Source organism: Frigoribacterium endophyticum (genome assembly GCF_011759585.1).
Taxonomy (GTDB): domain Bacteria; phylum Actinomycetota; class Actinomycetes; order Actinomycetales; family Microbacteriaceae; genus Frigoribacterium; species Frigoribacterium endophyticum.
Map to the genome: position 1 here is coordinate 1,333,524 of NZ_JAAOYV010000002.1, position 14,738 is coordinate 1,348,261.

The 14,738-nt window shown below is 72.4% G+C and carries 12 protein-coding genes and 1 pseudogene; 9 read left to right on the plus strand and 4 right to left on the minus strand.

Features of this window, described 5'->3' with window-relative positions; genetic code table 11:
• Window positions 1-24 precede the first annotated feature (24 nt).
• From trxA to FHR77_RS13715, 4 genes are all read right to left on the minus strand, one after another.
• A complete protein-coding gene (gene trxA, locus FHR77_RS13700; protein WP_167260972.1) occupies window positions 25-351 on the minus strand; it encodes a thioredoxin in 327 nt (108 codons plus the stop codon).
• A gap of 41 nt (window positions 352-392) precedes the next feature.
• The gene (gene trxB / locus FHR77_RS13705) at window positions 393-1,385 is read right to left on the minus strand and encodes a thioredoxin-disulfide reductase (RefSeq protein ID WP_167260974.1); all 993 of its coding nucleotides are present in this window, start codon (window positions 1,383-1,385) and stop codon (window positions 393-395) included.
• A 204-nt stretch (window positions 1,386-1,589) separates the two neighbouring features.
• Window positions 1,590-3,260 (minus strand): murein biosynthesis integral membrane protein MurJ, encoded by a 1,671-nt coding sequence (gene murJ / locus FHR77_RS13710; protein ID WP_341777385.1) that lies wholly within the window; start codon window positions 3,258-3,260, stop codon window positions 1,590-1,592.
• Window positions 3,257-5,650 carry a DUF6049 family protein gene (locus tag FHR77_RS13715; RefSeq protein WP_167260976.1) on the minus strand — a complete coding sequence of 798 codons (2,394 nt, stop codon included), beginning with the start codon at window positions 5,648-5,650 and terminating at the stop codon, window positions 3,257-3,259. The genes murJ and FHR77_RS13715 overlap by 4 nt, the downstream gene beginning before the upstream one ends.
• Window positions 5,651-5,825: 175 nt before the next feature.
• On the opposite strand from FHR77_RS13715, the gene FHR77_RS13720 reads away from it, so the two are divergent.
• From FHR77_RS13720 to FHR77_RS13760, 9 genes and pseudogenes are all read left to right on the plus strand, one after another.
• Complete coding sequence (locus tag FHR77_RS13720; RefSeq protein WP_167260978.1) at window positions 5,826-7,256, plus strand: CCA tRNA nucleotidyltransferase; 1,431 nt, start codon at window positions 5,826-5,828, stop codon at window positions 7,254-7,256.
• Between the two features lie 79 nt (window positions 7,257-7,335).
• Window positions 7,336-8,757, plus strand: coding sequence for an extracellular solute-binding protein (locus tag FHR77_RS13725; RefSeq protein ID WP_167260980.1), 1,422 nt, complete (start codon window positions 7,336-7,338; stop codon window positions 8,755-8,757).
• Between the two features lie 193 nt (window positions 8,758-8,950).
• A pseudogene (gene rpsF / locus FHR77_RS13730) lies at window positions 8,951-9,313 on the plus strand (30S ribosomal protein S6); the annotation flags it as partial.
• A gap of 87 nt (window positions 9,314-9,400) precedes the next feature.
• On the plus strand, window positions 9,401-9,964 hold the full coding sequence (locus FHR77_RS13735) for a single-stranded DNA-binding protein (protein ID WP_167260982.1): 564 nt from the start codon (window positions 9,401-9,403) through the stop codon (window positions 9,962-9,964).
• Between the two features lie 87 nt (window positions 9,965-10,051).
• Entirely contained in the window at window positions 10,052-10,312 is a 261-nt protein-coding gene (rpsR, locus tag FHR77_RS13740) for a 30S ribosomal protein S18 (RefSeq protein ID WP_055964231.1), read from the plus strand.
• A 27-nt stretch (window positions 10,313-10,339) separates the two neighbouring features.
• Complete coding sequence (gene rplI / locus FHR77_RS13745; protein WP_056058172.1) at window positions 10,340-10,792, plus strand: 50S ribosomal protein L9; 453 nt, start codon at window positions 10,340-10,342, stop codon at window positions 10,790-10,792.
• Window positions 10,793-11,103: 311 nt separating this feature from the next.
• Entirely contained in the window at window positions 11,104-12,135 is a 1,032-nt protein-coding gene (locus FHR77_RS13750; protein WP_167260984.1) for a LacI family DNA-binding transcriptional regulator, read from the plus strand.
• Window positions 12,136-12,137: 2 nt separating this feature from the next.
• The gene (locus tag FHR77_RS13755; RefSeq protein WP_167260986.1) at window positions 12,138-13,655 is read left to right on the plus strand and encodes a sugar ABC transporter ATP-binding protein; all 1,518 of its coding nucleotides are present in this window, start codon (window positions 12,138-12,140) and stop codon (window positions 13,653-13,655) included.
• 32 nt (window positions 13,656-13,687) lie between these two features.
• Complete coding sequence (locus FHR77_RS13760) at window positions 13,688-14,659, plus strand: ABC transporter permease (protein ID WP_056058181.1); 972 nt, start codon at window positions 13,688-13,690, stop codon at window positions 14,657-14,659.
• Window positions 14,660-14,738 lie beyond the last annotated feature (79 nt).

The window sequence follows — 14,738 nt, forward strand, 5'->3', positions numbered from 1 at the left end:
TCGGGGTGCTGTCGAGGGTGTCGACTACGCGAGGAACTCCGCCAGGTCGGCCTCGAGGGCCGGCTTGGGCTTGGCGCCGATGACGGTCTTGACGACCTGGCCGCCCTGGTAGACCTTCATCGCCGGGATCGACGTGATCTGGTACTGCATGGCGGTCTGCGGGTTGTCGTCGACGTTGAGCTTGACGATCTCGATCTTGCCCTCGTTCTCGGCCGCGATCTGGTCGAGGATGGGCGAGACCGCGCGGCACGGGCCGCACCACTCGGCCCAGAAGTCGACCAGGATCGTCTTGTCGGACTTGAGGACGTCGGCCTCGAAGGACGCGTCGGTGACTGCCTTGGCGGTGCTCATGGTGGTTCCTTTCGTCGTGTGGTTCAGGGGGAGCGCGAGGGTCAGACGGCCACGGACTCGGCCGTGTCGATGCCCTCGGCGGCGCCGTCGGTGTGCTCGGCTAGAAACGTCTGGTCGAGGCTGGCGAGGAAGTGCTCGGCGTCGAGCGCGGCGACGACGCCCGACCCGGCGGCGGTGGCCGCCTGGCGGTACGTCGCGTCGATGACGTCGCCCGCGGCGAAGACGCCGCGCAGGTTGGTCTTCGAGCTGCGGCCCTCGACGGCGATGGTGCCGTCGCTGGTCAGGTCGAGCTGGCCGTGCACGAGGTGCACGCGCGGGTCGTTGCCGATCGCGATGAACAGGCCGTCGAGCTCGAGCTCGCTGGTCACGCCCTCGACGGTGTCGGTGAGCTGCACGCCGGTGGCCTTCTCGCCGCCGAGGATGGCCGTGACCTGCTTGTTGAACAGGAACTCGATCTTCGGGTTGTCGAGGGCACGCTGCTGCATGATCTTCGAGGCGCGCAGCGACTCGGAGCGGTGGATGACGTAGACCTTGCTCGCGAAGCGCGTGAGGAAGGTCGCCTCCTCCATCGCGGAGTCTCCGCCGCCGACGACCGCGATCTCCTTCTGCTTGAAGAAGAAGCCGTCGCACGTGGCGCACCAGCTGACGCCGCGGCCGCTCAGGCGCTCCTCGTCGGCGAGGCCGAGCTTGCGGTAGGCGCTGCCCGTCGCGAAGATCACCGAGACGGCCTCCTCGACGGCGCCGCTGCCGAGCGTGACCTTCTTGACGTCACCGGTCAGGTCGACGCTGGTGACGTCGTCGAGCAGCACCTCGGCGCCGAACTTCTCGGCCTGCTCCTGCAGCTTGAACATGAGCTCGGGGCCCTGGATGCCGTCGGGGAACCCGGGGAAGTTCTCGACCTCGGTGGTCTTCATGAGCTCACCGCCCGCCTCGACGGAGCTGGCGACGATGAGGGGCTCGAGACCGGCACGGGCCGCGTAGATGCCGGCCGTGTAGCCGGCGGGGCCGGAGCCGATGATGATGATCTGGCGCATGAGCACCTTCCTCGAGGAACGTTCTGGATGGGGTGGGATCGAACCGTCGGAGCCGTGTGGCCCCTGCTGTCTCCCTCGACCGTCTGATCAAACGCATCCTAGCGGCGGGGCATTCCCCGCCCCGGGCCCCCTCCCAGAGGGCGTCCAGGAGGCGCGGCGGCAGGCGCCGGGGAGGCGCGGTGCGGCCCTCGGGGAGGGCCTGCGTCAGCGTCGGCGCAGCTTGCCGGCGAGCGGCGCGACACGACGCAGCACCGGCCGGAGCAGCTCGTCGAGCTCGGGCAGGCGGATGAGCGCGAGCAGGCCGAAGTACACGAGAGCCATCACGGCGGCGGCCACCACGACCGTGGCCAGCCCGGCGATCCGGCCCGAGTGCGCGAAGCCGTCGGCGACGAAACCGCCGAGACCGGTCACGACGAGCAGGCCGACGACGCCGGCGAGGAGCGAGAAGAACGCGTACTGGACGTACCGGCGCAGCACCCACCGGCCGTCGATGCCGCCGAGCCGGCGCTTGACGAGCACGAGAGCGACGACCGTCTGCGCCGAGCCCGCGATCGAGGTCGTGACCGCGATGGCGACGGCGATCCGGTCGTCGGGCACGACCGCCGAGGCGATCAGCGTGCCGACGACGAAGATGCCCGACTGCACCAGCTGCATGAAGAACGGCGTGCGCTGGTCGTGGAGGGCGTAGAAGACCCGTTGGACGACGAACAGCACGCTGAACAGCACGAGCCCCGGCATGAAGCCGACGATGACCTGGGCCATCTGGCCGGCGCCGCGGAAGGTGCTCTCGAAGAAGCTCGCGAAGGGGTAGGCCACGACGCACATCGCGACCGTCGCGAAGACCATGAACATGCCGATGGTGCGGAGCGACTGCGAGAGGTCGACGCGCACGGAGCGGAGGTCGCCGCGCGAGGCGTGGCCGCTCATGCGGGTGAAGTACGCGGTCGCGATCGACACCGCGACGATGCCGTGCGGGAGCATGAAGAGCAGCCAGGCGTTCGCGAGGACGGCGTTGGAGGCGCCGGTGCCGCTGCCCTCGGAGGCCACGCGGCTCTGCACCAGGCCGGCCAGCTGCGTCACGAGGACCATGCCGAAGAGCCAGCCCGCGGCCTTGCCCGTGGCGCCGAGGCCCACCCCGCGCCAGCGGAAGTCGGGGCGGTACGTCAGCCCCGCGCGGCGCCAGAACAGCAGCAGGAAACCGGCCTGGGCCAGCACGCCGAGGGTGGCCGTGCCGGCGAGGAGGGTGATGCGCCCCGGCGTCCAGACGTCGACCAGCGAGTTCTCTCCGGCGCCGCCGAAGGCGACCATGAAGACGACGAGGCCCGCGATCGCCACGACGTTGTTGATCACGGGCGCCCAGGTGAAGGGGCCGAACACCTGGCGCGCGTTGAGCACCTCGCTGAGCAGGGAGTACATCGCGTAGAAGAAGATCTGGGGGAGGCACCAGTACGCGAACGCGGTCGCCAGCGCCAGCGAGTCAGAGGTGTAACCGCCCTGGCCGGACGAGTTGGCCTGCTGCGCGTAGATCCGCACGAGCACCGGTGCGAGGAGGGTGCCGAGCAGGCCGACGACGGCGAACAGCATCGTGCCGAGCGTGACCACCTTGTTGATGAAGCGCTGGCCCCCGTCGTCGTCGTGGGTCGCGGCCCGGACGATCTGGGGCACGAGGACGGCGCTGAGCAGGCCGCCGGCGATCAGCGCGTAGATGTTGTTGGGCAGCTGGTTCGCCAGGGCGAACGAGTCGGCGGCGCGGCTGGCCGTCTGGCCGATCGCGGCGGCGAGCACCGCGGTCTTCACGAAGCCGAGGACGCGCGACACCATCGTGCCGGAGGCCAGGAGCACGCTCGCGCGCCCGAGGCCGGCCTGCCCGCTCACGAGCGGCCCGCCCGTCCGTCGGTCGGGTCGGAGGCGGCGGGGTCGGAGGCGGCGGGGCCGTCGGCCGCGGGCCCGTCGGCCGTGACGGGCTCGAGGCCGTCAGCGCCGTCCGCCCCGTCGAGCCCGTCACGGGCTCGACGTCGCTTGCGGAAGGTGCGGTACAGCCCGCCGCCGAAGAGCAGCACGAAGCCGACGGCGAAGACCCACGTCAACGCGGTCTCCCACCCGGCCTGGACGTTGACCTGGACGGTGCTCGGGGCTCCGATGACGGCGCCGGTCGCGCTGGCGAGCGTGATGCTGGCCGAGACGGTGCCGTTGGCCACCGACTGCACGGGCACGCGCACGCGGACCTGCGACTGGGCCTGGACGGTGACGGGGATGCCGACCTCCTCGACGGACAGGATGGAGTTCGACGGCCTCACCGTGACGTAGACGGTCGCCGTGGAGTTCGTGCCGTTCTCGACGTACAACGGCATCGACGAGCGGTCGCCGAGGATGAGCTGGTCGCTGCCCCGCACGACGGAGACGAGCCCGGCGGTCGCGCTCGCCTCCGAGTCGGCCACCGCGACCTCGCTGGCGAGGCCCTCGGTGTTGTCGCGCCACGACTGCGAGGCGAGGCCGAGCAGGCGCAGGCGGACGGGGGCCGTGACGGTCTCCGGCTGCTCGAGGGCGGTGCCGAGGTCGACGACGCGCTGGTCGGCGGCCAGCAGGGTGCGCATCTGCGTGACCCGCGTGGCGTCCTCCGCGCGGTCGACGACGACGGCGCCCGTCTGCGGTGCGTCGAGGGCGTCGCCGAGGCCGACCGTCGTCGTCCAGGGCAGGCCGGCGAGGGCGACCAGCGTCTGGTGCAGGTACGGGCCCTGCGCCGCCCAGTCGCGGTCGAGGGCGGTGAGCAGGGTGCGCGCGTCGCTCGGCCGCTCGCGCGCGACGGTCGCGACGCTCGCCGAGATCTCGGCCACCGCCGCGGCCCAGGTGGCGTCGTCGGAGGCGCCCGCCGCCTGGCCGACCAGTGCGGTGAGGGAGTCGTCGGAGACGAGGCCCGTCCGCCCGCCGAGGTCGACCGCCGCGTTCTCGGTCGAGTCGGTCGAGCCGTCGACGTTCGAGCTCGACAGGATGGTGCTGGTGGCGCCCGACGCCGTCCAGACGTCGAGGTCGGCGGCGACGGCGGAGTCGTCGACCGGCCACACGACGCCGGTGTGGGTCCACGGCCAGCTCAGCAGCGACTCCGTGGTCGGGAGGGGCGGGGCCGTCGTGCCGTCGCCCGGCTGCTCGCCGGCCCCGGGAGCCTGCCCCCCGGGGTCGGTGCCGGCCCCGGCGTCGTCACCCGCGCCTCCCTGCCCGGCGTCGCCCTGGCCCGCGTCGCCCTCGGTCGAGGTCGACGGGTCGCCCGCGCTCGAGGGCGCGGTCTCGCCCTCGGTCGTGGGCGCGGGGGCGGGCGACCCGGTGTCGTCGCCCTCGGCGAAGAGCGACGGGTCGATCAGCGGGTCGAGCGAGAGGGGCACGGGCAGGGAGGCGGCACCCGCCTGGCTGAGGGCGGCGACGTCGGCGTCGGCCCAGGTGAGGGGGAACGACTCGAGGCCCGACGACTGCAGCTGGTCGAGCCAGGAGAGGGCCGAGGGAGGCGCGGAGCTGCCGAGCAGGCGGATGGACGCGATGATCATCGGGTCGACGGCCACCACGGCCCCCGTGCCCTGGACGGCCCGGAGCTGCCGCGTGAGCGTGCCGTCGACGGACGTGTACGAGGCGAGGGCCGCGGCGTCGAGCACGCCGTTCTCGGTCTCGGGCGTCGTGATCGGCACGGCGACCGCGAGGCGGGTGGGCTGGAACGACTCGCCGGGGAACCACACGACGCTGCTGCGCGTCTGCGCGACCTCCTCGCCGTCGTCGTCGAGCAGCCGCGCACCTAGGGCACGGGCACCCCAGGTGAAGCCGTCGAGGCCGACGTCGGCCGCCGCGACGGTGACCGAGGCCACGGTCTGGGTCGAGCCCGCCGACACCGCCGGCACGTCGAGCCGGGTGAGGTACGAGCCGAGGTAGTCGGAGCCGGAGGTCGAGTCGGGCCGCAGCCAGCTCGCGAGCTTGCCGCGCGTCGCGAAGGCGCCCCGGTCGAGGTAGACGCGGGCGACACCGGCCGCGACGTCGGTGTCGCTCGCGTTGCGGACGGTGACGTCGAAGGTGAGGTCGCGGCCGGGCACCAGGACCCCGTCGGCGGCCGGCGAGAGGGTCAGCGTGACGCCGTCGACGGCCTCGCCCTCGTCGGCGGCCGCGGCCGAGCTGCTCGCGGAGGGGCTCGACGAGCCGGAGGGCGCGGCGGTCGCGGCGGACGGCAGGCCGACGACCACGACGAAGACGGCCGTCAGCGCGGCGAGGAGGGCGTGGAGAGGTCTCATAGGCAGTGTGCCCGCCGAGCACGAGGCGGCCGGAGGGCATGGCGAGTCTAGGGAACCGAGCCCGGGGGCACGCGGTGCGGCACCCGGGAACCCGCCCACCGGAGGGCGAGGACCATCCCTGGGGAGGAGGCGCGCGGCCGGGCCCGGGGAGGTCGCTGTGGCAAAGTGGTGCGTCATGGACACCGTCGCCTCCGCCCTCCAGCGACTGGACCTCCTGGCCGCCACCCCCCGCGTCTCCGCGCTCGCCTCCGCCTTCGCCGCGGCGGGCCACGAGCTCGCGCTCGTCGGCGGCCCCGTCCGCGACGCCTTCCTCGGCCGGCCGGTCAACGACCTCGACTTCACGACCAGCGCCTCCCCCGACGAGATCCTCGCGATCGTCGTGCCGCTCGCCGAGGCCCACTGGGACGTCGGCCGGGCCTTCGGCACCATCGCCGCCCGCGTCGACGGCGAGGTCGTCGAGATCACCACCTACCGCAGCGACGTCTACGACGGCGAGACCCGCAAGCCCGTCGTCGAGTTCGGCGACACCCTCGAGGGCGACCTCGTGCGGCGCGACTTCACCGTCAACTCGATGGCGCTGCGGCTGCCCGAGAAGGTGCTCGTCGACCCGTCGGGCGGCGTCGAGGACCTGCTGGCCCGCCGCCTCGCGACGCCGGGCACGGCGGTCGACTCGTTCCGCGACGACCCGCTGCGCATGATGCGGGCCGCACGGTTCACCGCGCAGCTCGGCTTCGAGGTCTCGGAGGAGGTGCGGGAGGCGATGGCGACCCGCGCCTCCACCCTCTCCATCGTGTCGGTCGAGCGCGTCGCCGACGAGCTCTCGAAGCTGCTGCGCACCGACACCCCCCGAGACGGTGTCCGCCTGCTGGTCGACACGGGCCTCGCCGACCACGTCGTGCCCGAGCTCGCCGCGATGCGGCTCGAGGTCGACGAGCACCACCACCACAAGGACGTCTACGAGCACAGCCTCACCGTGCTCGACCAGGCCATCGGCTACGAGCGCGAGCGCCACCCGGGCGAGGCCCCCGACCTCACGCTGCGCCTCGCCGCGCTGCTGCACGACTGCGGCAAGCCCGCCACGCGCCGCCTCGAGGCCGGCGGCGTCGTCACCTTCCACCACCACGACGTGGTCGGCGCGAAGCTCGCGAAGAAGAGGCTGAAGGCCCTCCGGTTCGACAACGACACGATCGCCGCCGTCTCGCGCCTGATCGAGCTGCACCTCCGCTTCTTCGGCTACACCGAGGGCGCCTGGACGGACTCGGCCGTCCGCCGCTACGTGCGCGACGCCGGCGACCAGCTGGAGCGGCTGCACATGCTCACCCGCGCCGACGTGACGACCCGCAACCGGCGGAAGGCCGACCGGCTCGGCTTCGCCTACGACGACCTCGAGGCGCGCATCGCCGAGCTGCGCGACCGCGAGGAGCTCGACTCGCTGCGGCCCGACCTCGACGGCGACGAGATCCAGCGCGTGCTCGGCATCTCGCCGAGCCGCGAGGTGGGCGAGGCGTACCGCTTCCTGCTCGAGCTGCGCACCGAGGAGGGGCCGCTGGGCGCCGAGGTCGCCACCGAGCGCCTGCTCGCGTGGTGGGCGGCGCGCCAGGGCTGAGCCCGGCCCGCCGGACCGTCCTGTCCGGGGTACGCGGCCCTGCAGACGGGCACCGCGACTCCCCCGGTAGCCTGCACGCGTGCGCAGCAGACCCCGAACGGACTCCACCCTCGTCGCGACGTCGGTGGGCGTGCTGATCGTCGCTGCCAGCGCCGTCGGCATCGCCGCCTTCGGCGCCTCGACGGCCCCGGCCCCGGGTGCGCGACTGACGCCGTCCGAGCAGGGCCAGACCACCGTCACCGTCCGCGTCTGGGACGAGACCGTCGCCGCCGGTTACGAGAAGTCGTTCACGGCCTTCGAGCGCGACAACCCCGACATCGACGTCGAGGTCGAGGTCGTGCCCTACGCCGAGTACTTCGACCAGCTCGCCGACGACGTCGACGAGGGCGACGCCCCCGACGTCTACTGGCTGAACAGCTCCCACTACGAGGACTACGCCGAGGCCGGCGACCTCGTCGACGTCGACGCCGTGCTCAGCGGCAGCGCCCGTCGAGCCTGGAGCCCCGCCGTCGTCGAGCAGTTCACGCACGACGGTTCGCTCTGGGGCGTGCCGCAGCTGAGCGACGGCGGCATCGCGCTCTACTACAACGCCGACCTGCTGGCCGCGGCGGGCGTCGACCCGGCCTCGCTCGACGACCTCACCTGGGCACCGGGCGGAGGCGCCGACGACACCCTGCTGCCGCTGCTCCAGCGCCTCACGCTCGACGACCAGGGCCGGAACGCCGCCGACCCCGCCTTCGACGGCACCGTGACGCAGTACGGCTACAACGCGGGCAACGACCTGCAGGCGATCTGGTACGACTACCTGGGCTCGGCCGGGGGCCGTCTCGAGGACCCGGAGGGCGCCTCCTTCGAGCTGGACACGCCGGAGGCGCAGGCCGCGTTCCAGTACCTGGTCGACCTCGTCGGCGTGCACCGCGTCGCGCCCCCGGCCGCCGCCACGAACGCCGACCCGGACTACAGCCGAGACCAGTTCACGGCCGGCCACATGGCCCTGTTCCAGTCGGGGCTCTACAGCCTCTCGACGGTCGAGAGCGAGGCGCAGTTCGACTGGGGCGTCGCGATGATGCCCGCGGGCCCGGCCGGCCGCGTCAGCGTCTCGAACGGGATCGTCGCCGCGGGCGACGCCCACACCGCGCACCTCGACGACACCGCCAAGGTGCTGGCCTGGCTCGGCTCGACCGACGGCGCCGAGTACATCGGGCGCGACGGGGCCGCCGTGCCCGCGGTCACCGGCGCGCAGGAGCCCTACTACGCGTACTGGGCCTCCCGCGGCGTCGACGTCTCGCCGTTCTTCGACGTGATCGCCTCGGGCGACACCATCCCGGCCCCGACCTCGCTGTACGGCACGGCGCAGCCGGCCCTCGACCCGCTGCTCGACCAGGTGTTCGCGGGCTCGCTGCCGGTGCCCGAGGGGCTGGCGGCGGCGCAGGCCGCGGCGGAGGCGGCGGTGGCGGCCGCCGAACAGGCCAGCGACCCGTCGGCGACGCCCGCGCCGTAGGGCCCCGGACCCGGCCGTCTCGGGGGCCGTGACGGGCCCGCCGGGCTCGACCCGCGCCTCCGGCGTTGTGGCCGGAGGCGTCAGCAGGTACGCTGGGAAGGTTGCGTCTGCCTCTCTGGCCGACGCAGCGTCATGAACACCCTCCTGTCACAGACCGTCTGTGGCCGTCAAGTCCGAAGGAGGTGGGTTAGTCATGCACCAGTACGAACTGATGGTCATCCTGGACCCCGAGATCGATGAGCGCACCGTCGCCCCGAGCTTGGACAAGTTCCTCAACGTCATCCGCGCCGATGGCGGCACCGTCGACAACGTCGACATCTGGGGCCGTCGTCGCCTCGCCTACGAGATCAACAAGAAGTCCGAGGGCATCTACGCCGTCGTCAACCTGACGGCGAACCCGTCGGCCACGGTCGAGCTCGACCGCCAGCTGGGTCTCTCCGAGGCCGTGCTGCGCACGAAGGTCCTCCGCGCCGAGGAGGCCATCGCGATGGTCGCCGCCGCGAAGAAGCTCTCCGACGAGAAGGCCGCCCGCAAGGCCGCCAACGCTGCCGCCGCCCCGGCCGCCGCTGCTGCTCCGGCCGCCGCGGTCGCCGGTGCGTCGCCCGCTGCCCCGTCCGCTCCCGCGAAGGCTGCCGAGTAACCGATGGCAGGCGAGACCGTCATCACAGTGGTGGGCAACCTCACCAGTGACCCCGAGCTGCGCTACACGCAGAACGGGCTCGCGGTCGCGAACTTCACCATCGCGTCGACCCCCCGCACGTTGGACCGCGCGTCCAACGAGTGGAAGGACGGCGAGGCGCTCTTCCTGCGTGCCAGCGTCTGGCGCGAGTTCGCCGAGCACGTGGCCTCCTCTCTGACGAAGGGCTCGCGCGTCATCGTGCAGGGCCGTCTGAAGCAGCGGAGCTACGAGACGAAGGAGGGCGAGAAGCGCACCAGCTTCGAGCTCGACGTCGACGAGATCGGCCCTTCGCTGCGCTACGCGACCGCTCAGGTCACCCGTGCGGCCTCCTCCCGCGAGGGCGGCGGCGGCGGTGGCTCCTTCGGGGGCAACCGCGGCGGCGGCCAGCAGGGCCAGGTCGGCGGCGGCCAGCAGTCCGAGCCGTGGGGCCAGCCCGCGCCGGCCCAGGGGGGCAACTCCCAGGGCGGCGGCGACGTCTGGAACACGCCCGGCGGCGGCGGCACCTACAACGACGAGACCCCCTTCTAGGTCGTCACCGACCTCCCAGGTCGTCTCGTCAGGGGCCTCCCGCCCCACCCCCTCAGAACTTCACCATCACTCGAAAGCAGAACAACAATGGCTGGAAAGAGCAGCGGCGACCGTCGCAAGCCCCTCCGCGGCAAGGGCGGCAAGAACGCCGCCCCCGCGAAGGCGATCCGCGTCGGCGTCATCGACTACAAGGACGTCGCGACCCTCCGCAAGTTCATCTCGGAGCGTGGAAAGATCCGCGCCCGTCGCATCACCGGCGTCTCCGTCCAGGAGCAGCGCCTCATCGCCCGTGCCGTGAAGAACGCCCGCGAGATGGCGCTCCTCCCCTACGCCGGCTCCGGCCGCTGATCCAGCGCCGACTGAAGGAGAAGCACCATGTCGAAAGTAATCCTCACGCACGAGGTCTCCGGCCTCGGCTCGGCCGGTGACGTCGTCGACGTCAAGAACGGCTACGCGCGCAACTACCTCGTCCCCCAGGGCTTCGCCGTGGCGTGGAGCCGCGGTGGCGAGAAGCAGGTCGCGCAGATCCGCACGGCCCGCGAGACCCGCGAGCTCAAGACGATCGAGGAGGCCCACGACCTCAAGCAGCGTCTCGAGGCCCAGAAGATCCGTCTCACCGTCAAGACCGGTGCCGACGGCCGCCTCTTCGGCTCCGTCCGCCCCGGCGACGTGGCCGACGCCGTGACCGCCCAGGGCGTCGCGACGATCGACAAGCGCAAGGTCGAGATCCCCTCGGCGATCAAGGTGACGGGTGAGCACGAAGCCACCCTCCGCCTGCGCGAGGACGTCATCGCCACGATCACCCTCACGGTGGTCTCCGCGAAGTAGCTCCACCCGCAGCGCCTGCACCGTCACGAGAGCGGCGGCCCCCTCGGGGGTCGCCGCTCTCGTGCGTCGTGGGGGCGGGTGCGGCGGGCGTGGGCCGCCCCACGCCCCCGTCGAACCCGCGATCGGACATCGCACCCCGGTGCGCCAGGGTGCGATGTCCGATCGCGGGTTCTTGGTGTGGGTCGCCCCCGGAGGCGCGGTCGGCACAGCCAGGGAGGCGCGGGTTGACAGGGCGGGGACGCTCGCGTACGGTCATGGAATCGATTCCATGGAATCGATTCCACAGCCCCACTACGACGAGGTAGAGCCCGATGAACGCCGTCACGATCAAGGACGTCGCCACGCGCGCCGGAGTGTCCCCGGCCACCGCGTCGCGGGTGCTGTCGGGCAACCCGTCGACCTCCGCCGAGTCGCGCGAGCTCGTCGAGCGGGCCGTCCGCGAGCTCGACTTCCGCCCCAACGCGCAGGCCAGGGCCCTCCGCTCGACGCGCTCCGACACCGTGGGCCTGCTCGTCTCCGACGTGCGCAACCCGTTCTTCGCCGACCTCGCCCACACCATCGAGCAGGCGCTGCTCGAGCTCGGCTACGTCACGCTGCTCGGCAACGCCAACGAGAACCAGCAGCAGCAGGACCGCTACCTCGACACCCTCATCTCGCGCCGCGTCGACGGCGTCGTCGTCGCCCCGCAGGGCACCGACTCCGCCAGCATCGAGGCCCTGCTCGCCCGTGAGGTGCCGACCGTCTTCGTCGACCGCACGGTGCCCGGCCTCGACGTGCCGAGCGTCACGACCGACAGCGGCCCCGGCATCCGCGCCGCCGTGCGCCACCTCGCCGAGCTCGGCCACACCCGCGTCGGCTACATCGCCGGCCCGCAGAGCGTCTCGACCGGTCGCGAGCGGCTCGAGTCGTGGACGGCCGCGATCGCCGAGCAGGGCCTCAGCGACGACCCCGCGCTCGTGCACGTCGGCGACTTCCAGTCCGCCAGCGGCTCGGCCGCGGTCCACGCCTTCCTCAGCCTCGACGAGCCGCCGACCGCCATCCTCGCCGCCGACAGCCTGATGGCCGTCGGAGCCATCGCGATGCTGCACCGCCTCGACCTGCGCATCGGCCGCGACGTCGCGGTCGTCGCCTTCGACGACATCGAGTGGTTCTCGCTCATCGACCCCGCCCTCACCGTCATCTCGCACAGCGTGGAGGACATGGGCGCCACCGCCGTCGCACTGCTCCAGGAGGTCATCTCCGGGGGGCGACCGGAGTCGGTGACGCTCGTGAGCGAACTGGTGATCCGCGCCTCCTCGTCCTCTCCCGTCCCGACACCGCCCCGATCCCTCGGCAGGAACTGACCATGACCCCCACGATCGACGACGATCGCCCGCTGCTCACCCTCGACCACGTCAGCAAGTCGTTCGGCCCGGTGACGGTGATCGACGACGTCACCGTGCACGTCCGTGCCGGGAAGGTGCAGGTGCTGCTCGGCGAGAACGGCGCCGGCAAGTCCACGCTGATCAAGATGATGTCGGGCGTCTACCAGCCCGACGGCGGCCGCGTGCTCGTCGACGGCGAGCCCGTCTCGCTGCCCGGCACGCTCGCGGCCGAGAAGCTCGGCATCGCGACGATCCACCAGGAGCTCAACCTCGTCGCCTCGCTCAGCGTCGCCGAGAACGTGATGATGGGCCGCTTCCCGCGCAGGTTCGGCATCGTCGACCGTCGCGAGCTCAAGCGCCGCGCCCGGGCCGCCCTCGAGATGATCGGCCTCGACGTCGACGTCGACACGAAGGTCGGCACGCTCGGCATCGCCCGCCAGCAGCTCGTCGAGATCGCGAAGGCGCTGAGCATCGACGCGCGCATCCTCATCCTCGACGAGCCCACCGCGGCCCTGACCCGCCACGAGACCGAGCAGCTCTTCTCCGTCGTCGCGCAGCTGCGGGCCCGCGGCGTCGGCATGCTCTTCATCAGCCACCACCTCGACGAGATCGCCGAGATCGGCGACACCGTGGCCGTGCTGCGCGACGGGAAGTTCGTCGCCGAGGTGCCGGCGAGCACCCCCGAGGCCGAGCTCGTGCGCCTGATGGTCGGCCGCGACATCGACGAGCAGTACCCGCGCGGCACCGGCCCGGCCGACTCCGCCGAGGAGGTGCTGCGCGTCGAGGGCCTCACCTCGAGCGTCTTCCGCGACGTCAGCTTCACGGTGCACGCCGGTGAGGTGCTCGGCATCGCGGGGCTCGTCGGCGCCGGCCGCACCGAGGTGGTCCGGGCGATCGCGGGAGTCGACAAGTACGACTCCGGCACCGTCAGCGTCCGCGGCGTGGTGCTGAAGAAGGGCGACGTCGCCGGGGCGATCGCCGCGGGCGTCGGCCACGTGCCCGAGGACAGGAAGGCGCAGGGCCTCGTGCTGGGCGCCTCCGTCAACGACAACCTCGGCTACGCGACGTTGGCCCGCAACGCGAGGGCCGGGCTGGTCGACTTCGCCGGGCAGCGCTCGGCGGCCGAGGCGGTCGCGTCGCGCCTCCGCATCAGGATGCGCGACATCGACCAGCAGATCGGCTCGCTCTCCGGGGGCAACCAGCAGAAGGCCGTCTTCGGCCGCTGGATCATCGCCGGCTCGACCGTGCTGCTGCTCGACGAGCCCACCCGGGGCGTCGACGTGGGAGCCAAGGTCGAGATCTACGAGCTCGTCAACGCGATCACGGCCGCCGGCGGAGCCGTCGTCATGGTCAGCAGCGAGCTGCCCGAGGTGATGGGCATGAGCGACCGCATCCTCGTCATGCGCGACGGAGTCGTCGCCGGTGAGGTCGCCGCGGCCGACGCCACGCAGGACGCCCTGATGACGCTCGCCGCCCGCGACGTCGCCCCCACGAACTGACCCCGACAGACGAACCCAGGAAGACGACCCAGATGACCACCACCACCGTGAAGGCGCAGCGACGCTCCTTCGACATCAAGGCGTTCCTCGCCGCCAACGGCGCCCTCGTCGGGCTCGTCGTGCTCTGCCTCGCCCTCTTCATCGCGACGCCGGACTTCCTCACCGGGCGCAACCTGCTCAACATCGGCATCCAGGTGTCGACGGTCGCCGTGCTGGCCTTCGGCATGACCTTCGTCATCGTCGCCGGCGGCATCGACCTCTCGGTCGGCTCGGTCGCGGCCCTGTCGGCCATGGTGTCGGGCTGGTTCTTCGCCACGGCGGGGCTGCCCGGCGGACTGGCGCTCGTGCTGGGGCTCGGCACGGGCCTCCTCGCCGGTGTCGTCAACGGCCTGGCGAGCGCGTACGGCAAGCTGCCGTCGTTCATCGCGACGCTCGCGATGCTCAGCGTGGCGCGGGGGCTCACCCTCGTGGTCTCCGACGGTCGCCCGATCGCGACTCCCCCGGCCGTCTCCTTCCTCGGCGGCAACGTCGGGCCGGTGCCCGTGCCGATCATCGTGCTGGTGATCGCGGCCGCGATAGCGTCGTTCATCCTCAACCGCACCGTCATCGGCCGCTCGATGTACGCCGTCGGCGGCAACGCCGAGGCCGCGCGCCTGTCGGGCCTGCCCGTCAAGCGCATCGTCGTGGTCGTCTTCGGCCTCGCCGGGCTGTTCGCCGCGCTGGCCGGCCTGCTGCTGGCCGGCCGCCTCGACTCGGCCCAGCCGCAGGCGGCCTCGGGCTACGAGCTCGACGCGATCGCCGCCGTCGTCATCGGCGGCGCGAGCCTGGCCGGCGGCGTCGGGCGCATCTCGGGCACGATCATCGGCGCGCTCGTGCTCGTCGTGATCCGCAACGGGCTCAACCTGCTGAACGTCACGTCGTTCTGGCAGCAGGTCGTCATCGGCGTCGTCATCGCGCTGGCGGTCGGCGTCGACGTGCTGCGGCGCAAGACGCGCAACGCCTGAGCGCTACGGCCGCCCGGCCGCTGAGCGTCCCGTGGCCGACACCACGCGCCGCGCCGCCCCGGCGGGCTCCCCCGGGTGC